This window comes from Citrobacter sp. Cpo030 (assembly GCF_030333005.1).
Classification (GTDB): domain Bacteria; phylum Pseudomonadota; class Gammaproteobacteria; order Enterobacterales; family Enterobacteriaceae; genus Citrobacter; species Citrobacter portucalensis.
This window is the reverse complement of sequence record NZ_JAOWGT010000043.1, coordinates 124,319-140,687: the sequence shown is the minus strand read 5'-3', so window position 1 is coordinate 140,687 and position 16,369 is coordinate 124,319. Positions and strand designations below refer to the sequence as shown.

Here is a 16,369-nt window from a genome sequence, read left to right as displayed (position 1 = left end):
CATAAATTAAAATCCGTTATGCCGGAGCACCTTGCCCGGCCTGCACATCTCATCTGCGCTACTGCACGCTTATCCGTAACGCCGCCGCTGTGGCAAACGGGCTTAACGTAGCGCTACCGACCAACAGCGCGCCCAGAATCGCCATGTACCCTTCAACCGGTAAGTGCATGGAAGCCGCATCCATCGCGGCGGTCGCAAAAATCAGTAAGGGTATGGTGAGCGGGAGCACCAGCACGCTTAACAGCACGCCGCCGCGCTTTAATCCCACCGTCAACCCCACACCCGGCGCGCCGAGAAAACCCAGCGTCGGAGTACCAAGTAACAAGGTCAGCGCCATAATTTTCCAGCCGTACATATCCATGCCCAGCAGCAGCGCCACCAGCGGCGAGAGGATCAGCAGCGGCAGGCCGGTCACGACCCAGTGCGCCATCACTTTTGCCAGCACCACGGCCGGCAGCGGCAGCGGCAGCAGCATCAGTTGCTCAAGGCTGCCGTCCTGCAGATCATCACGAAACAGGCGCTCCAGCGCCAGCAATGACGCCAGTAGCGCCGCAACCCAGATGATGCCCGGCGCAATGCGCGCCAGCAGCTGTGGCTCCGGCCCAATGCTCAGGGGGAACAGCGTAATAACAATCAGGAAGAACCATAAAGGATTGGCGATTTCCGCACTATGACGAAACGCAACTCGCAGTTCTAAACGGAAGATTCGCCACATCATTGCGTTACCCTCTCGCTGGTCAGCGCAATACGTCGCACTTTATCGGTTTCGACATTGAGCGGTTGGTGGGTGGTGAGAATAACAATACCACCCTGCTCTGTATGCTGCGCCATACGCTGAGTCAGTCGTTCAACGCCGTTCACATCAATGGCGGTAAAGGGTTCATCGAGGATCCACAGCCGGGCGCGGGTCAGCCACAAACGGGCCAGCGCCACACGCCGCTGTTGTCCGGCGGAGAGCTGGTTCACCGGGATATCTTCATATCCGGCAAGTCCCGCCTGCGCCAGCGCAGCCAGACACTGTGCAATGTCGCCGTCATGATGGAAGAAACGCAGGTTCTCCAACGCCGAAAGCCGGGTTTTTATCCCCGGCTGATGTCCGATCCACAGCAGTTGCTGATGGTAGTTGTCCCGCACGTGATGCAGCGGCTGCTCTTGCCAGCAAACCTCCCCTGCATCGGGACGCGCCAGCCCGGTAAGCAACCGCAGCAGAGTAGTTTTCCCTGCGCCGTTGCTGCCGGTAATTTGTACCCATTCCCCTGCGTTGACGCGAAATGACAGATTGCTGAACAGTATTCTGTCATCCCGCTCGCAAAGTAATTCTCTGGCTTCAAGCATACCTGGTTATCTACATCCTGTTAAAAGCCCGGTTTGACTTCGCGCATATCAGGCAGTTTGTGCGCTATCCCTTTATGACAGTCAATACAGGTTTGCCCGTCTTTCACGGCCTGGTCGTGCATTTTGGCCGCAACGCCTTTCTGGGCGGTTAAATCCATAAACTCGAAGTTGTGACAGTTTCGGCACTCTTGCGAATTATTATCTTTCATACGCCGCCACTCATTTTGCGCCATCGTCAGACGATGATCTTCAAATTTCTGCGGTGTATCTATCAGCCCCAGTGCTTTCGCGTACAGCTCTTTACTGGCCTTGATCTTACGAATCATTTTCGGGCCCCACTCATGCGGGACGTGGCAATCAGGGCAAGTCGCTCGCACACCACTGCGGTTGTTGTAGTGTACGGTTTCCATGTATTCCTGGTATACCGTATTGCGCATTTCGTGACAGCTAATGCAGAACTCTTCTGTATTGGCCTTTTCCATACCGGTATTAAAGCCGCCCCAGAAAATAATGCCGCCCACAAAGCCGATTAACAACAGCGTGCCGAGCGCCAGACGGCTGGGGCGACGCCACCATTGCCAGACGCGCTTAATCCAGCCTGGTTTACGGTTAGAATTTTCCATAATGACCTCTTATTTCCCGTAACCTTTCGAGGGGGTGAAGGTATTTTCAACAATCGGCGCGGCGTCAGCCTGCGGAACGTGACATTGCAGGCAGAAATAACGACGCGGCGCAACTTCAGCCAATACCTTACCGTCGCTGTCCATAAAGTGCGTCGGACTGATTCGCGGCGCACCGGTGGTGCGATAGCTTTCCACACCGTGGCATTGCAGGCAGCGGTTAGTGTTAGTCGTCACCTGATACCCTTCAACGCTATGCGGAACCATCGGCGGCTGATTCACATAGTTCAGCGGCATGCGCTCTTGCTCTTTCGGCATGCGAATCGCCCCTTCCTGTGTTCCTGAGACTTCCGGTGACTGGCTCAGATCCACTCCATTTGCAGCCCAAACGGCCCCACTGACGACCAGGGCAAGCAGGGCCGTCCATTGACACAGCGTCTTAATCAGGTCATGGCTTTTCATGATTTCGCTCCCGAACTCCATCGTGTTGTTATTGTAAAAACATCCTCAGAACAGACATCCACGCAACGACCGCAGGCCATGCAATCGCGGCTGGTTACCTGCACCGGACTTTGCTCATCCAGCACCGGCGCACGTAGCACATGCGGTTCCGGGCAAACATGAAAACAATCCATACAGCGGTTACATCTGTTACGTTCTTTTGCCGAAACGGTTAATGCCCCTTTGCTTCCCACCACGCTATACAGCGCACCCAGTGGGCAAAGATGCCCGCACCAGCCATGCTCAACGACCAGTAAATCAAATAAAAACAGCGCGAGGATCAGCAGCGCTCCGCTACCGAATCCCATTACCAGGCTCCGTCCAAGCAGAGAGACTGGATTTATCCACTCCCACAGCAGCGTACCGGTCAGGGCGGAACCGACCAGGATAACCACCAGCAGGACGTACCGTATATGGCGCGGCAGGGTTGCGGACTGATTCAGGTCAAACCTTCTGCGCAACCAACTGGCTAAATCGGTAACCGGGTTCATGGGACAAACCCAACTGCAAAACAGTCGCTTACCGGCCAGGGCATACAGCACCGTGATGATGGCAGCCCCCGTTAATGCCACCGTCGCCGGCAGATGCCCGCTGGCCAGGCTTTGCAGAGTAATCAGCGGATCGGTGAACGGGATAGCGTCCAGCAACAGGCTGCTACTGTAGTTGCCATGCAGGATCCATACGCCAAGCCACGGGCCGCTGAGGAACATCGCCAGTATCAGAAATTGACTCAAACGACGCAGCAGCAGCCAGCGATGACTCTTCCACCATCCTTTTTTTGCCTGCGCTTCACGCCCGGCATCACGTTTACGATTTGCCATTGTTCCCCTCCAGCCAACCGAAGCGGTAATGGTGTCCTAACTCCCCTTTCGCCAGCGACAGCGGCAGCACTTTTATTGCTGGCTGTTCCAGTACGCAGACTTTTTCGCATTTCCCACAGCCGGTACAGGCATCGCTGTGCACGGTCGGAATAAACCGCGCATGCTTGCCGGTACGCATGTTGCGGTCCAGCTCCAGAGTGATCGCCTCATCAATTTTCGGGCACTCGCGATAGCAAACGTCGCAGCGTAATCCCTGATAGTTGAGGCAGTTTTCGTGATCCAGCAGTACCGCCAGCCCCATACGCGAATCGTCAATGGATTCAATTTCCCTGTCCAACGCACCGCTCGGGCAGACTTTGGCACACGGAATGTCCTCACACATTTCGCAGGGAATATCACGGGCGACAAAATATGGCGTACCGGCCGCCAGCCCGGAGGCCAACGTTGCCAGTTTCAGCGTGTCATACGGACACGCCTGAACGCACTGACCGCAACGTACGCAGGCGCTGGCGAATGCCTCCTCGCTCAGTGCACCTGGCGGGCGCAACCGCACGCCGGTTGCGCGTGCGGTTTGTTGTTGCAACCCCAGCGCCACGCCAACGACGGCCAGCCCGCCCGCTGCGCGAACCATATCGCGCAGAAAGCGGCGGCGGCCATTTTGGGGTTTTGCTGACCGGGACATAACGCGTTACACCTTCGCCAGTTTCACGGCGCACTTCTTGAAATCCGTCTCTTTGGAGAGCGGATCCGTCGCATCCAGCGTCAGGTTGTTCACCAGCTGTGCGGCGTCGAAGAACGGCATGTATACCAGCCCCTGCGGCGGACGGTTACGACCGCGTGTTTCAACAATCGAAATCACTTCGCCACGACGGGAAATCACTTTGACCTTATCGCCACGACGCAGATCACGAGCTTTTGCATCCAACGGATGGATAAACAGCACGGCTTCCGGGAAAGCACGGTGCAGTTCAGGCACACGACGCGTCATACTGCCGGTATGCCAGTGTTCCAGCACACGTCCGGTGGACAGCCACAGGTCATATTCTTTATCCGGCGCTTCAGCAGCAGGCTCAAATGGCAGCGCGAAGATAACCGCTTTACCGTCCGGTTTACCGTAGAACTTGTAGCTTTCACCTGCTTTCACGTAAGGGTCGTTGCCTTCGCTGTAGCGCCACTGGGTCTCTTTACCCTCAACGACCGGCCAGCGTAAACCGCGCGCTTTGTGGTAATCGTCAAATGGCGCAAGGTCGTGCCCGTGGCCGCGGCCAAACCAGGCGTACTCTTCGAACAACCCTTTTTGCAGGTAAAAGCCCAGCTCGCGGGATTCATCGTTCAGTTGATCTTCAGCCAGTTCAGTCACCGGGAATTTTGTCACTGCTGGCGTAGCAAACAGCACGTCATACAGCGTTTTGCCGCGCAGCTCCGGTTTTTGTGCCAGCAGCTCTTCCGGCCACACTTCTTCTGTTTTGAAGCGACGAGAAAATTGCACCAGTTGCCACAGATCCGATTTCGATTCGCCCGGCGCTTTAATTTGCTGACGCCAGAACTGCGTACGGCGTTCCGCGTTCCCGTAGGCGCCTTCTTTCTCTACCCACATCGCGGTCGGCAGGATCAGGTCAGCCGACAGGGCGCTGATCGTCGGGTACGGATCGGAGACGATGATGAAGTTGCGCGGATCGCGCCAGCCCGGCATACGCTCTTCGTTGATGTTCGGACCAGCTTGCATGTTGTTGGTACACATCGCCCAGTAGACATTGAGCTTGCCATCTTTCAGCGCGCGGTCTTGCGCCACGGCGTGCAGACCAACTTTTGCCGGAATGGTCCCTGACGGAATGTTCCAGTGCTTCTCGCAGATATCGCGGTGTTTTTCGTTCGTCACCACCATGTCCGCAGGCAGACGGTGAGAGAACGTACCGACTTCACGCGCAGTGCCGCACGCGGAAGGCTGGCCGGTCAGAGAGAACGGGCCGCAGCCTGGCTGGGAGATTTTGCCAGTCAGCAGGTGCAGGTTATAGACCAGGTTGTTGGCCCACACGCCGCGGGTGTGCTGGTTAAAGCCCATCGTCCAGTAGGAGATAACTTTTTTCTTCGGATCGGCATACAGCTGCGCCAGCTGTTCCAGCTGATCTTTCGGTACGCCGGTCATTTCGGCCGTTTTATCCAGCGTGTACTCAGCAACGAAGGCTTTGTAATCCTCAAAACTCATCGGTTCAGAGGCATCGGATCCCGGGTTTTTCGCCGCTTTTTCCAGCGGATGGGTTGGACGCAGACCGTAGCCGATGTCCGTCACGCCTTTACGCAGGTTAACGTGCTTGCTAAAGAAATCCTGGTTAATCGCATTGTTTTGAATGATGTAGTTCGCGATGTAGTTGAGGATCACCAGATCGGTTTGCGGTGTGAAGACCATACCGTTATCCGCCAGCTCAAAGCTGCGGTGCTGGAAGGTGGAGAGAACCGCGACGTTAACATTAGGATCGGACAGACGACGGTTGGTGATGCGCGACCACAGGATCGGGTGCATCTCCGCCATATTCGCGCCCCACAGGACGAAAGCATCTGCATGCTCAATATCGTCGTAGCAGCCCATCGGCTCATCCATACCGAAGGTACGCATAAAGCCGACTACCGCTGACGCCATGCAGTGACGTGCGTTCGGGTCGATGTTATTGGAACGGAAACCCGCTTTAAACAATTTGGCAGCGGCATAACCTTCCCAAATCGTCCACTGACCAGAGCCGAACATACCGATAGACTCCGGGCCTTTCTCTTTCATCGACGTTTTGAATTTCTCTTCCATCACGTCAAAGGCCTGGTCCCAGCTAATCGGGGTGAACTCGCCTTCTTTGTGATATTTGCCGTCTTTCATGCGCAGCATCGGCTGCGTTAAACGGTCTTTTCCGTACATGATTTTCGGCAGGAAGTAACCTTTGATGCAGTTAAGCCCACGGTTAACCGGCGCATCCGGATCGCCCTGGCATGCCACAACACGCCCTTGCTGCGTTCCGACCAATACGCCACAGCCCGTCCCGCAAAAACGGCACGGGGCTTTGTCCCATTTGATGGCTTCTTGCTGACCGACTACCGCGCGGGCAACGCCCGGCACGCTTAACCCGGCAGCCGCCGCAGCGGCCGCAACGGCGTTAGCTTTCATAAAGCTACGACGACTGAGTTTCATGGTGTTTCCTCACCTTGCTCATCCTGCTGGTGATAAACCAGCGACACCGCCAGCACGCCCGCAACGTTGCGCACTGACTCAATTGTTTTCATTAGCGTTTCACTTTGCTCAGCTTCAACCACCACAATCAGCTGACCGCTTTCCACATCGCTGAGTGCAACTTCGCAACCGGGAAAGGAACGCAACTGCGTGGCGATATCGTTGATATGCTGGCTTTTGGCCTGAACGACCAGGCTGCAGACCTGCCAGTTATTGTCCATGGTTGTACTCCGCGTTAATGGCTGATACCGGGCAGATAGCGACACAGGCGCCACATCCGTTACAGTCCTGATTGTCGAGCTGCGGCTGATAAATGCCGGAAAGCGTGGGGCGAAAGGTTATTGCCATGGGCTCACAGCTATCCTGACAGCGGTGACATTCAACGGACTGATGTGCGAGACAGTTTTCCCCAATCGTAAAATTCAGATCCCATGCCCTGGTGTGGCGCGGAAGAAAAAGTGATTCGGGACAGGCTTCTGCGCAGGCATAGCAAAAGCTGCACTCGCCGTGTTTGAAATTTACGCTCGGGTAACCACCCTGGCCTCGCTGCAGGATGTCGGTTTCGCACGCCTGGATGCAGGCGTCACAACGGAGGCAATGAGCCAGAAAGTGAGAGTCTTCCTTGCTCCACGGCGGACGGATCCCTGCGCTGGCGTTTCGCCAACTGCCTGTCAACATGCCTCGACGGGATAAATCAACCATGACATTGTCCTTCCATAATGACGCCCTCCCTCGGCGGGTTGAGCGACATAAAAAACTGCACTATTTATGAGTAGTTATTTTTAGCCGTAAGATATTTCAGGATGTGTTAGAGGTGCATACCCCAATTGGGGTAAATGCTGTTGCCGGATCAAAAGAGTGTTGAGTTGGCGGGAAAAAATGCGCTTTTGCTCACATTTCAATGAGTTATATAACAATGTATATAACGATTTATTTAAAAAGACAAAGATCTCAATATTAGGATAATTCCTGGAATATATCGCTACCTTGATAGTAAACCTCTATCTAATACACTTTAAATATAAGTAAATCCAGATTAATAGATTATCCAAATATGTTAACCTGCTACAGACTCGTTCATAAGACAGAAGAAAGGAAACACTGTGAACAATAAGATGAAGACAATTGTCCCTGCCGTACTTTTCGCCGCCTTTGCCAGCACCTCTGCATGGGCTGCCAGTAACGAAACCGCCGCTCAGCCGCTGGAAAAAGTCGCCCCTTATCCTAAGGCGGAAAAGGGTATGAAGCGCCAGGTTATCCAGCTTACCCCTGAGAAAGATGAATCTACTCTGAAAGTAGAACTGCTGATCGGACAAACGCTAGAAGTTGACTGTAACCAACACCGCCTGGGCGGAGAACTGGACAGCAAAACGCTGGAAGGTTGGGGATATGACTACTATGTCTTTGACAAAGTTACGTCTCCGGTTTCAACCATGATGGCCTGCCCGGACGGTAAGAAAGAGAAGAAATTCATTACTGCGCATCTGGGTGATGACGGCATGCTGCGTTACAACAGCAAGTTGCCGATTGTGGTCTATACCCCGGAAAACGTGGACGTTAAATACCGTATCTGGAAAGCAGAAGATAAAATTCAGGACGCAGTCGCGCGCTAAGTGAGAATGTGCCGGATGGCGGCATACCGCCTTATCCGGCCTACAGACGCATGAACCATGCCGGATAAGCGCAGCAGCGCCATCCGGCATTTTATTTTACAGCGCGATATCCGCGACGGCTTTCTGTTCAGGCTGCGGTTGTGCCTGAGGTTTCAGCTGTGGTTTCGGCGCTTCATCAGCAACCTGCGGCTTGTCATATTTCAGACCCAGAACCTCACTGGTGTACTGCAGCTCTTGTTCCGTAGCCTCAACGTTACCGTTCAGCTTAGTACCATAAGACGGTATAATGGTTTTCAGCTTCGCCTGCCACTCGGGGCTGGCTACTTTATCTTTAAACACTTTTTCCATCAGATGCAGCATGATCGGTGCCGCGGTAGATGCGCCCGGAGAAGCTCCCAGCAGCGCAGCAATCGTGCCTTCTTTATCGCTAACGACTTCAGTGCCCAGACGCAGCACACCGCCCTTCTCCGCATCGCTTTTGATGATCTGCACACGCTGGCCCGCCTGCCATAAACGCCAGTCTTCTTTTTTCGCCTGCGGATAGTACTCTTGCAGCGCAGCAAAACGGTCGTCGTCGCTGAGCATCACCTGGCTCACCAGATATTTCACCAGATCGAAGTTATCCAGACCCACGTTGACCATCGGCATAAAGTTTGAGGTGGTGGTCGAGCTGAGCAGATCCCACAATGAACCGTTTTTCAGGAACTTGGTGGAGAATGTCGCGAATGGCCCAAACAGCACAACGCGCTTGCCATCAAGGATACGGGTATCAATATGCGGTACAGACATCGGCGGCGCGCCAACGGAGGCCTGGCCGTACACTTTTGCCAGGTGGCGATTGACCACATCCGGGTTTTCTGCAACCAGGAACTGCCCGCCAACCGGGAATCCGGCATAGCCTTTCGCTTCCGGAATGTCGGTTTCCTGCAACAGCTTCAGCGCAGCGCCACCGGCACCGATAAAGACAAACTTCGCCTTGATATCATGTTCCGCTTCGTTATTTTTCAGATCGGCGACTGTGACAGTCCAGCTATTGTCGGCATTACGCTTAAAGCCACGCACTTCGGTGCTCAACTGCAGTGCAAAGTTGGGCTTTTTCTGCAATGAGGTAATCAGTTGGCGGGTGATTTCGCCGTAGTTCACGTCAGTACCAATCTCGGTACGCGTTGCTGCGACTTTCTGCTGTGGATCGCGACCTTCCATGACCAGCGGCGCCCACTCTTTGATCTGCGCGTGGTCTTCGGAATAGCGCATACCACGGAACAGCGTGCTCTGCTGCAGTGCGGTGTAACGGGCACGCAGGAAGTTCACGTTCTCGTCACCCCAGACAAAACTCATGTGCGGAACGGTGGTGATAAACGAGCGTGGTTCATGCATTACGCCATTATTGACCTGATAGGCCCAAAACTGGCGGGAAATCTGGAAGGCTTCGTTAATTTCGACTGCCTTTTCAATGCTGATGCTACCGTCGGCCTTTTTAGGCGTGTAGTTCAGCTCCATCAGTGCGGAGTGGCCGGTTCCGGCGTTATTCCAGCCGTTTGAGCTTTCCTGCGCTACACCATCCAGTCGCTCAACCATGGTCATTGACCATTGCGGCTCCAGCTCCTGTAAATAGGTTCCCAGCGTGGCGCTCATGATGCCGCCGCCAATTAACAGTACATCCGTTTCCTGCTCTTCCGCCGCTTTCGCTTTTGCCGCCATTGAGACAACATTCAGCCCAACGGCCATGGTGAAGAGCATGGCAGTCACTTTTTTCATAATGTTAATGCCTTACTTTTAGTATCGCTTTTTTGCTTTTAATGCAGGTGAAAATCGAGCGGCACCAACGGTAACACTTAAGTAAAAATAATTAAATAAAGTTTATAAATTATATTTAATTTTTAAAAATGTTATTAATACGTTGATAGTTTATGCGGTTATTGACAATCATTTCTGGAAACCGGTCCATCTGACGGGTACTATGCTGCGCTTTGCTATTCACCGCACGGATGCCTGTCGGTCTGCTGTATCAGGCCATTTTTGACCTGAGTGTAACTATGTCTGCAACTCAACATTCTTCTGCCGCAGTCGCTGAACACGCGACCCGTGCCGTGCTCCGCCAACCCCGTCTGCTGGTTCGCGAAACGCTGGCCGGTGTGGTAACCGCCCTGGCGCTGATCCCGGAAGTGATCTCGTTTTCCGTGATCGCAGGCGTTGATCCTAAAGTCAGTCTGATCGCCTCCGTCGTACTGTGCCTGGCGATGTCTTTTTTAGGCGGTCGTCCAGCAATGGTTACCGCCGCTGCAGGATCGGTCGCGCTGGTGATTGGTCCGATGGTGCATCAACACGGCGTGCAATACATCCTGCCTGCAGTGGTGCTGGCCGGGATGATTCAGATCCTGTTTGGTGTATTGGGAATGGCACGTCTGATGCGATTCATCCCTACGGCCGTGATGACCGGCTTTGTTAACGCGCTGGGTATATTGATTTTCTTTGCCCAGGTCCCGCATTTCTGGGGCAAAAGCCCGCTCATCTGGGGGCTGTTTGTCCTGACGCTGCTGATTGTGCTGTGGGTTCCGCGGTTTATTAAAGCAATTCCCGCACCGCTTATCGCCATCGTGCTGCTAACCGTGTTCACTGTCACCAGCGGGCAACTGTTACCGACCGTCGGTGATGAAGGTTCAATGAGCGGCGGCCTGCCGGGTTTCACCGAGTTGTTGGTTCCGCTCAACCTGCAAACGCTGGCGATTATCTGGCCCTGCGCGCTGAGTATCGCTTTTGTTGGTTTGATGGAGTCGCTGTTAACCGCCCGTCTGGTGGATGACCTGACGATGACGTCGTCGAATAAGAATCGCGAGAGTGCCGGGCTGGGGATAGCCAATATTCTGGCCGGATTTTATGGCGGCATCGCCGGGTGCGCGATGATTGGTCAAACCATCGTTAACGTCGAGATGGGCAAAGGACGCAGCCGCGTCTCGACGGTTGCCGCCGGACTGGTATTGCTCCTGTTAGTCACTGGGTTAAGCGAAGTGATGGCAGAAATACCCATGTCGGTGCTGGCAGGTATTATGGTGATTGTGGCGGTAAAAACCTTCAGTTGGCACAGCATCCAGCCCGCTACGCTGAGGAATCTCCCCGTCACTGAAACGCTGGTGATGCTGGTGACCGTCGCTGCCACGGTCTCAACCGGCAACCTGGCGATTGGCGTGGTTGCCGGGGTGATGACGATGCTCATTCTGCCGCGTATCGTCAGACGCAAACGGGCGACTACATCAGAAACAGCGTTGCCAGACCGAGAAAAATAAAGAAACCACCAGTATCAGTGATAGCGGTTATCATGACGCTCGAGCCGACCGCCGGGTCGCGCCCGAGCTTCACCATCGTCATCGGAATGATAACCCCCATCAACGCCGCCATCAGCAGATTGAGCATCATCGCCAGAGTCATCACACCACCGAGCGCCATATCATCGTACAGCCACCAGGTAATGCCGCCCATAATCCCGCCCCACACGAGGCCATTGATTAGCGCCACGCCCATCTCGCGCAGGATGAGAAACGTCAGGTTCCCCGGCTGAATATTTTGCAGCGCCAGCGCGCGGACGATCATAGTGATAGTTTGATTCCCGGTATTGCCGCCGATACCCGCCACAATCGGCATCAACGAGGCCAGCGCCACCAGTTGCGAAATCGTATGTTCAAAACCGTCGATCACCCGCGAGGCAATAAAGGCGGTACAGAGGTTAACGGCCAACCACGCCCAGCGGGTTTTTACCGCTTTGGTAACAGGCGCAAAAACGTCCTCTTCGGCGCTTAAGCCCCCCATTCGACGCAGATCGGTGTCGGTTTCTTCATAGACTACATCGACGATTTCATCGATGGTTAAACGGCCCATCAGTTTACCGGAAGGGTCAACCACCGCGGCACTAACCAGGTTGTCGCGTTCGAAGGTACGCGCAGCGTTTTCGGCGATATCTTCAGGAGAAAAGGTGAGCGGGTCATTTTCCATCACCTCGCTGACTTTTCGCTGCACATCATTGAGCAAAATGCAGGTTAGCGTCAGTTCGCCAACCAGCACTTTATTGCGATCGGTCACGAAAAGTTTATCGGTGTTCTCCGGCATTTTCCCCAGCCGCCGCAGGTAGCGTTGCACCACTTCCAGCGTCACGTCCGGACGCACGGTGATGACTTCGAACTCCATGATCGCGCCGACGCTATTCTTCTCATAGTGCAGCACCTGGCGGACGCGCGTCCTCTCCTCTGCCGGTAACGTCGCCAGCAGACGACCGGTAAGGTTACGAGGCAAATGTTGAACAAGGTAAATCTGTTCATCGATATCGAGGTATTGCAGCGCATCCAGCAGCTCGCGGTCGCTCATCTCATCGATCAGGTCGTCCCAGACGTTTTCAGACGCCTCAAGCAAGACGTTACCGCGCTTTTCATTTTCGACCAGTCGCCACAGGGCGTGGCGCTCTTCTGAGGGCAAAGCTTCGAGGGTATCGGCAAGGTCAGGCGGTGGCAGGTGAGCCACCAGCGCCCCTACCTCAGCAATATCGTCGGCTAACGTACCGACGTCATATTGCTCAGCCAGGGTAAGCTTGCCCAACAGCGTTGAAATAATGGCTTTATCAGTGGTCAGCAGCCAGATGAGGCGCGCACGCTCTTCATCACGCAGTCTGGCGCTGTTTTTGTTTATTACGGACATTAATCATAAATCCATGATATGAAATATCATTAATCATGATGCCGATTTATGTAAATAACAATAAACAGTGCCGCCGGGTGGCTAAAAAACCGGCGGCACGAAGGTTCAGGCTGTGCGAGCCACCGCGTCGCGCGAGGCGGCGTCACGTTCATCGCCCAACAGTTCACTCAACTGTCCGTTACGCATTTCCAGCAGACGATCGGCGTGAATAAAATAGTGATCGTCGTGGCTGATGGCGAAAATGGTTTTCCCCATTTCCTGCATCAAAGGCAATAGCACCTGATAGAACTCCCGGCGGAAATGGGGGTCCTGATCGGCAGCCCATTCATCCAGCAGAATGATGTCGCGCTCCTCCGCCAGGGCCAGCAGCAGCGCCACGCGTTTCTTCTGCCCTTTCGACAGCTTCAGATTGAGGATACGACCATCGCTCAGCTCCAGCTTATGACCCATCTTCAGATGTTCCAGCCACTTCGCGACCAGCTGCGGATTAGCCTCTTTACCTTCCGGCCCCAGCAGTTTGTCGAACAGCCAGACGTCGGTAAATACGGCAGAGAATAGCTTGCGGTAGTCTTCCGGTTTTTCAACGGCAACGGCCTTACCATCAAGCAATATTTCGCCTGACTGCGGCTGGTATAGACCGGTCAGTAACATCGCCAGCGTAGATTTCCCGCTACCGTTGCCGCCAATCAAGAAGATTAGTTCACCGCGATGAATCGTCAGATTCACCGGTCCTACGGAAAACGCATTATCCTGATAGTGGAAAACCACGTTGCGCAGCTCCAGCGTTTGCCAGTTGGGAAACGCGGTTGGGCGTGGGAATTCGGCCTTAAAAGGTGCTAGTGCGAATTTATTCAGTTTGTTGAACGCCACCTGCGCGGTAAGCAGCGTCGGCAGCGCGCCAACGGCAGAGAGCAGCGGCGTTCGCAGGAATAACAGCGTCAGAGAATAGGTCGCTGCCACGGCGGTATCAGCCCATCCCAGACTGTTAGCCATCCAGAACACCAGGCCAATGGCACCCAGCATCATAATGTTCGACCAGTTAACCGCGCTCAGGTGGAAGGTATCGGCACGGATAATATGGTGGCGATACTCTTTGGCATCCGGGACGTACATCTGATTAAAGATATGCTCGGCGCGCTCGCGGTTAAGCGTCAGCTCTTTGCGCCCTTCCAGCACCGTCTGATAATCGTTGTACAACTTGTCTTCAGTTTCGCGCAAGGTGGCCATGTGTTTATACACCCGCGCCACCAGCACAAATCCGCCCCAGATGGTGATTGCCATCCAGATTGCCGTTACCAGCAGCATTTTGGTCGACAGCATCGCCAGATACGCCGCCGATCCGATGGTCAGGATAATCCCCTGTACCAGTTCAGGCAGACGAACAAAGGCGATGGTGATGTTGCGGATATCACTGGTTAAACCGGCCAGCAACGAGGCGCTGCCAAGCTGTTCAATACGCTCGACGTGAGTATCCAGAATTCGTTTGATAAATTCGCTACGCAGGCGGTAGACAAAGTGGTGACCCAGCGTGGTCAACGCCAGCTGAGAACCGAGGGTGACAACCATCAACAACAGCAGCAGGCCAAGAAACTCCGGTAGCACCATCAGCGTGGTGTCGACCGTTTCGATCAAGCGCTGGTTGATAAACGCAATCAGCCCAATCCCCAACGCGGCGCTGGCGAGGCTGAGCGCCATCACGCTGATAAATGGCCAGCGATACTGCCGCCAGACAAGAAGTAAAAGTTCCATGCACACAACCCGGACAAGTAATAACAGCCCGCAGTTTAAACATCTCTTCGCTGACAGCAATAATAATTCTTATTTTTATTCTTTTTTACCCGCCAGACGAAACGTCAGGTTGTAACGACAGTCTCCGGTTAATGGGTGATACCCTGTTTTAAGCGGCTGGATCCCATGATAAAACAGCCGCGAATTACCGCCCCACACCACGACATCGCCGTGTTCCAGCAGTAAACGCTTTAAAGGGTCATTACGGCGCAAGCCGCCAAATTGAAAGATGGCTGGTAGCCCCAGCGATACAGAGACAATCGGCGCCCGCAGGTCGGGCTCGTCTTTATCCTGATGTAAGGACAGTTTTGCCCCTGGCGTGTAGCGGTTAATCAGGCAGGCATCGGGTTGAAAATCAGCATAGCCCGCCGCCGTCGCCGCCTGTTGGCACAGATCAGCGAACGCATCCGGCAGCGGCGGCCAGTGCGTGCCGGTGAGTGGATCAAACGGAGAATAAAGATAGCCATGCTGATCCGTCGTCCAGCCCAGATGGCCGCAGTTGGTCATCGCCACCGACATTGTATAGCCGCCGGGCGTCACCATCTGGCGAAACGGCGACTGTCTGGCGACAGCCGCTATCGCCTGCAGTAAAGAGGGCGCAGAGTCAAAAGCGAAACGTCGCAGAATAACCGCACCTGACGCCAGCGGCTCCTGCCAGGGTTTCGCATCCGCAAAGAGATCGAGCATTATGTTTCCTCGCCAGTAGTTTCCCGTTGCAGTAACTGCGCCTTGCGCGCAATACCCCATCGGTAGCCCGAAAGTGCGCCATCGCCACGGATCACCCGGTGACACGGAATAACAATCGCCAGTTTGTTGGCCCCACAGGCACTGGCCACCGCGCGCACCGCCTTCGGTTTGCCGATGGCGCTGGCCAGCTGTTGGTAGCTCACTGTTTCGCCGCACGGAATTGTGCGCAGCGCCTGCCACACCTGCTGCTGAAATGCGGTGCCCCGGATATCCAGGGGTAGCGATAGCGACGCGTCACGCGAGTTGATCGCAACGATCACTTCGCGCACGCGCTGCTGAAAATTGGCCTCTGCAGGAACATCCTGCGCAGCGGGAAACAGCGCATGAAGATCCGCAACCAACGTAGCGTCATCATCGCCAAGCAAGATCGCGCAGATACCCCGCTCGCTTTCCGCCACCAGACAACGGCCCAGAGCGCAATCTGCGAGGGTATAGCGTACAGAAACGTTGTCGCCACCTTTACGAAATTGCTTTGCCGTCATGCCTAATGCTTGATCGGCTTTGCGGTAGTAGCTGCTGCTGTCGGGGAATCCGGCATTGAGAATCGCCTGTGTAACCGGAACACCTTTCGCCAGGGCATCACGCAGACGGCGAGCACGCCATGATTGTTGCCACACTTTCGGGGTCATGCCCGTCGTGGCTTTGAACAGACGATGCAAGTGATACGGGCTCATTGCCACCTGCTGTGCCAGCTCGTCCAACGTAAGAGGTGACTCTTGCTCCAACAACTGACAGGCGCGGGCAATTTTATCCAGCCGATGCTGTTGCGCGCTGTCTTTATCCGGCTGGCAGCGCTTACAGGGGCGAAACCCGGCATCCTGTGCCTGCTGGGCATCGGCGAAAAAACGGACATTTTTGCGCAGCGCATGTTTTGCCCGACAGGACGGACGGCAGAAAATACCGGTAGTCTGGACGGCAAAAACAAACTGACCATCGGCGTCAACGTCGCGATCCACAACGGACTGCCAACGGTCATCGTCAGTGATGCGTAAACGATTTTTCATTTCGGACTCCTTTGTTAAGCATAGCGCTTAGCCTCAGTGTGTC

At 54.6% G+C, this 16,369-nt stretch carries 16 protein-coding genes; 2 read left to right on the top strand and 14 right to left on the bottom strand.

All coding sequences use genetic code 11. From position 1 onward, the window contains the following. Positions 1-58: 58 nt before the first annotated feature. Genes ccmB through napF form a run of 9 tightly spaced genes read right to left on the bottom strand, consistent with a single transcriptional unit; the run spans position 59 to position 7,193 of the window. The gene (gene ccmB, locus OGY37_RS03110; protein WP_003027542.1) at positions 59-718 is read right to left on the bottom strand and encodes a heme exporter protein CcmB; all 660 of its coding nucleotides are present in this window, start codon (positions 716-718) and stop codon (positions 59-61) included. Next, positions 715-1,335, bottom strand: a complete 621-nt coding sequence (ccmA, locus tag OGY37_RS03105) for a cytochrome c biogenesis heme-transporting ATPase CcmA (protein WP_003834625.1) — start codon at positions 1,333-1,335, stop codon at positions 715-717. Before ccmA ends, ccmB begins: the two co-directional genes overlap by 4 nt. 20 nt (positions 1,336-1,355) lie before the next feature. Further along, positions 1,356-1,958 carry a cytochrome c-type protein NapC gene (napC, locus tag OGY37_RS03100; protein ID WP_003027548.1) on the bottom strand — a complete coding sequence of 201 codons (603 nt, stop codon included), beginning with the start codon at positions 1,956-1,958 and terminating at the stop codon, positions 1,356-1,358. Between the two features lie 9 nt (positions 1,959-1,967). Further along, complete coding sequence (gene napB / locus OGY37_RS03095; RefSeq protein WP_003834627.1) at positions 1,968-2,417, bottom strand: nitrate reductase cytochrome c-type subunit; 450 nt, start codon at positions 2,415-2,417, stop codon at positions 1,968-1,970. Next, the gene (gene napH / locus OGY37_RS03090) at positions 2,414-3,277 is read right to left on the bottom strand and encodes a quinol dehydrogenase ferredoxin subunit NapH (RefSeq protein WP_003027552.1); all 864 of its coding nucleotides are present in this window, start codon (positions 3,275-3,277) and stop codon (positions 2,414-2,416) included. The genes napB and napH overlap by 4 nt, the downstream gene beginning before the upstream one ends. Beyond that, positions 3,264-3,959 (bottom strand): ferredoxin-type protein NapG, encoded by a 696-nt coding sequence (napG, locus tag OGY37_RS03085; RefSeq protein WP_003834629.1) that lies wholly within the window; start codon positions 3,957-3,959, stop codon positions 3,264-3,266. The genes napH and napG overlap by 14 nt, the downstream gene beginning before the upstream one ends. Positions 3,960-3,965: 6 nt before the next feature. Next, the gene (gene napA, locus OGY37_RS03080; protein WP_008785300.1) at positions 3,966-6,452 is read right to left on the bottom strand and encodes a nitrate reductase catalytic subunit NapA; all 2,487 of its coding nucleotides are present in this window, start codon (positions 6,450-6,452) and stop codon (positions 3,966-3,968) included. Next, the gene (napD, locus tag OGY37_RS03075; RefSeq protein ID WP_003027560.1) at positions 6,449-6,712 is read right to left on the bottom strand and encodes a chaperone NapD; all 264 of its coding nucleotides are present in this window, start codon (positions 6,710-6,712) and stop codon (positions 6,449-6,451) included. Before napD ends, napA begins: the two co-directional genes overlap by 4 nt. Further along, positions 6,702-7,193: a ferredoxin-type protein NapF gene (gene napF / locus OGY37_RS03070; RefSeq protein ID WP_003027564.1), complete on the bottom strand. Its 492-nt coding sequence runs from the start codon at positions 7,191-7,193 to the stop codon at positions 6,702-6,704. Before napF ends, napD begins: the two co-directional genes overlap by 11 nt. A gap of 413 nt (positions 7,194-7,606) precedes the next feature. On the opposite strand from napF, the gene eco reads away from it, so the two are divergent. Next, positions 7,607-8,104, top strand: a complete 498-nt coding sequence (gene eco / locus OGY37_RS03065) for a serine protease inhibitor ecotin (RefSeq protein WP_032934607.1) — start codon at positions 7,607-7,609, stop codon at positions 8,102-8,104. 96 nt (positions 8,105-8,200) lie between these two features. Here eco and mqo read toward each other — a convergent pair whose 3' ends face one another. Then, complete coding sequence (mqo, locus tag OGY37_RS03060; RefSeq protein ID WP_003834639.1) at positions 8,201-9,862, bottom strand: malate dehydrogenase (quinone); 1,662 nt, start codon at positions 9,860-9,862, stop codon at positions 8,201-8,203. A 278-nt stretch (positions 9,863-10,140) separates the two neighbouring features. Between mqo and OGY37_RS03055 the strand changes: the two genes are divergently transcribed. Then, entirely contained in the window at positions 10,141-11,388 is a 1,248-nt protein-coding gene (locus OGY37_RS03055; RefSeq protein WP_286620042.1) for a SulP family inorganic anion transporter, read from the top strand. Here the strand turns inward: OGY37_RS03055 and mgtE are convergent. From mgtE to ada, 4 genes are all read right to left on the bottom strand, one after another. Beyond that, the gene (gene mgtE / locus OGY37_RS03050; protein ID WP_125112618.1) at positions 11,351-12,787 is read right to left on the bottom strand and encodes a magnesium transporter; all 1,437 of its coding nucleotides are present in this window, start codon (positions 12,785-12,787) and stop codon (positions 11,351-11,353) included. The genes OGY37_RS03055 and mgtE overlap by 38 nt on opposite strands. A gap of 105 nt (positions 12,788-12,892) precedes the next feature. Further along, positions 12,893-14,536, bottom strand: coding sequence for a multidrug ABC transporter permease/ATP-binding protein (locus OGY37_RS03045; RefSeq protein WP_003834645.1), 1,644 nt, complete (start codon positions 14,534-14,536; stop codon positions 12,893-12,895). A gap of 75 nt (positions 14,537-14,611) precedes the next feature. Next, positions 14,612-15,262 carry a DNA oxidative demethylase AlkB gene (gene alkB / locus OGY37_RS03040; RefSeq protein ID WP_003834647.1) on the bottom strand — a complete coding sequence of 217 codons (651 nt, stop codon included), beginning with the start codon at positions 15,260-15,262 and terminating at the stop codon, positions 14,612-14,614. Continuing rightward, the gene (gene ada, locus OGY37_RS03035; RefSeq protein WP_063940546.1) at positions 15,262-16,326 is read right to left on the bottom strand and encodes a bifunctional DNA-binding transcriptional regulator/O6-methylguanine-DNA methyltransferase Ada; all 1,065 of its coding nucleotides are present in this window, start codon (positions 16,324-16,326) and stop codon (positions 15,262-15,264) included. The genes alkB and ada overlap by 1 nt, the downstream gene beginning before the upstream one ends. Positions 16,327-16,369: the final 43 nt, after the last annotated feature.

What these genes read in the sequence shown, in the direction of transcription:
- ccmB (WP_003027542.1), bottom strand. Translation starts at nt 718, where the DNA reads ATGATGTGGCGAATCTTCCGTTTAGAACTGCGAGTTGCGTTTCGTCAT.
- ccmA (WP_003834625.1), bottom strand. Translation starts at nt 1,335, where the DNA reads ATGCTTGAAGCCAGAGAATTACTTTGCGAGCGGGATGACAGAATACTG.
- napC (WP_003027548.1), bottom strand. Translation starts at nt 1,958, where the DNA reads ATGGAAAATTCTAACCGTAAACCAGGCTGGATTAAGCGCGTCTGGCAA.
- napB (WP_003834627.1), bottom strand. Translation starts at nt 2,417, where the DNA reads ATGAAAAGCCATGACCTGATTAAGACGCTGTGTCAATGGACGGCCCTG.
- napH (WP_003027552.1), bottom strand. Translation starts at nt 3,277, where the DNA reads ATGGCAAATCGTAAACGTGATGCCGGGCGTGAAGCGCAGGCAAAAAAA.
- napG (WP_003834629.1), bottom strand. Translation starts at nt 3,959, where the DNA reads ATGTCCCGGTCAGCAAAACCCCAAAATGGCCGCCGCCGCTTTCTGCGC.
- napA (WP_008785300.1), bottom strand. Translation starts at nt 6,452, where the DNA reads ATGAAACTCAGTCGTCGTAGCTTTATGAAAGCTAACGCCGTTGCGGCC.
- napD (WP_003027560.1), bottom strand. Translation starts at nt 6,712, where the DNA reads ATGGACAATAACTGGCAGGTCTGCAGCCTGGTCGTTCAGGCCAAAAGC.
- napF (WP_003027564.1), bottom strand. Translation starts at nt 7,193, where the DNA reads ATGGTTGATTTATCCCGTCGAGGCATGTTGACAGGCAGTTGGCGAAAC.
- eco (WP_032934607.1), top strand. Translation starts at nt 7,607, where the DNA reads ATGAAGACAATTGTCCCTGCCGTACTTTTCGCCGCCTTTGCCAGCACC.
- mqo (WP_003834639.1), bottom strand. Translation starts at nt 9,862, where the DNA reads ATGAAAAAAGTGACTGCCATGCTCTTCACCATGGCCGTTGGGCTGAAT.
- OGY37_RS03055 (WP_286620042.1), top strand. Translation starts at nt 10,141, where the DNA reads ATGTCTGCAACTCAACATTCTTCTGCCGCAGTCGCTGAACACGCGACC.
- mgtE (WP_125112618.1), bottom strand. Translation starts at nt 12,787, where the DNA reads ATGTCCGTAATAAACAAAAACAGCGCCAGACTGCGTGATGAAGAGCGT.
- OGY37_RS03045 (WP_003834645.1), bottom strand. Translation starts at nt 14,536, where the DNA reads ATGGAACTTTTACTTCTTGTCTGGCGGCAGTATCGCTGGCCATTTATC.
- alkB (WP_003834647.1), bottom strand. Translation starts at nt 15,262, where the DNA reads ATGCTCGATCTCTTTGCGGATGCGAAACCCTGGCAGGAGCCGCTGGCG.
- ada (WP_063940546.1), bottom strand. Translation starts at nt 16,326, where the DNA reads ATGAAAAATCGTTTACGCATCACTGACGATGACCGTTGGCAGTCCGTT.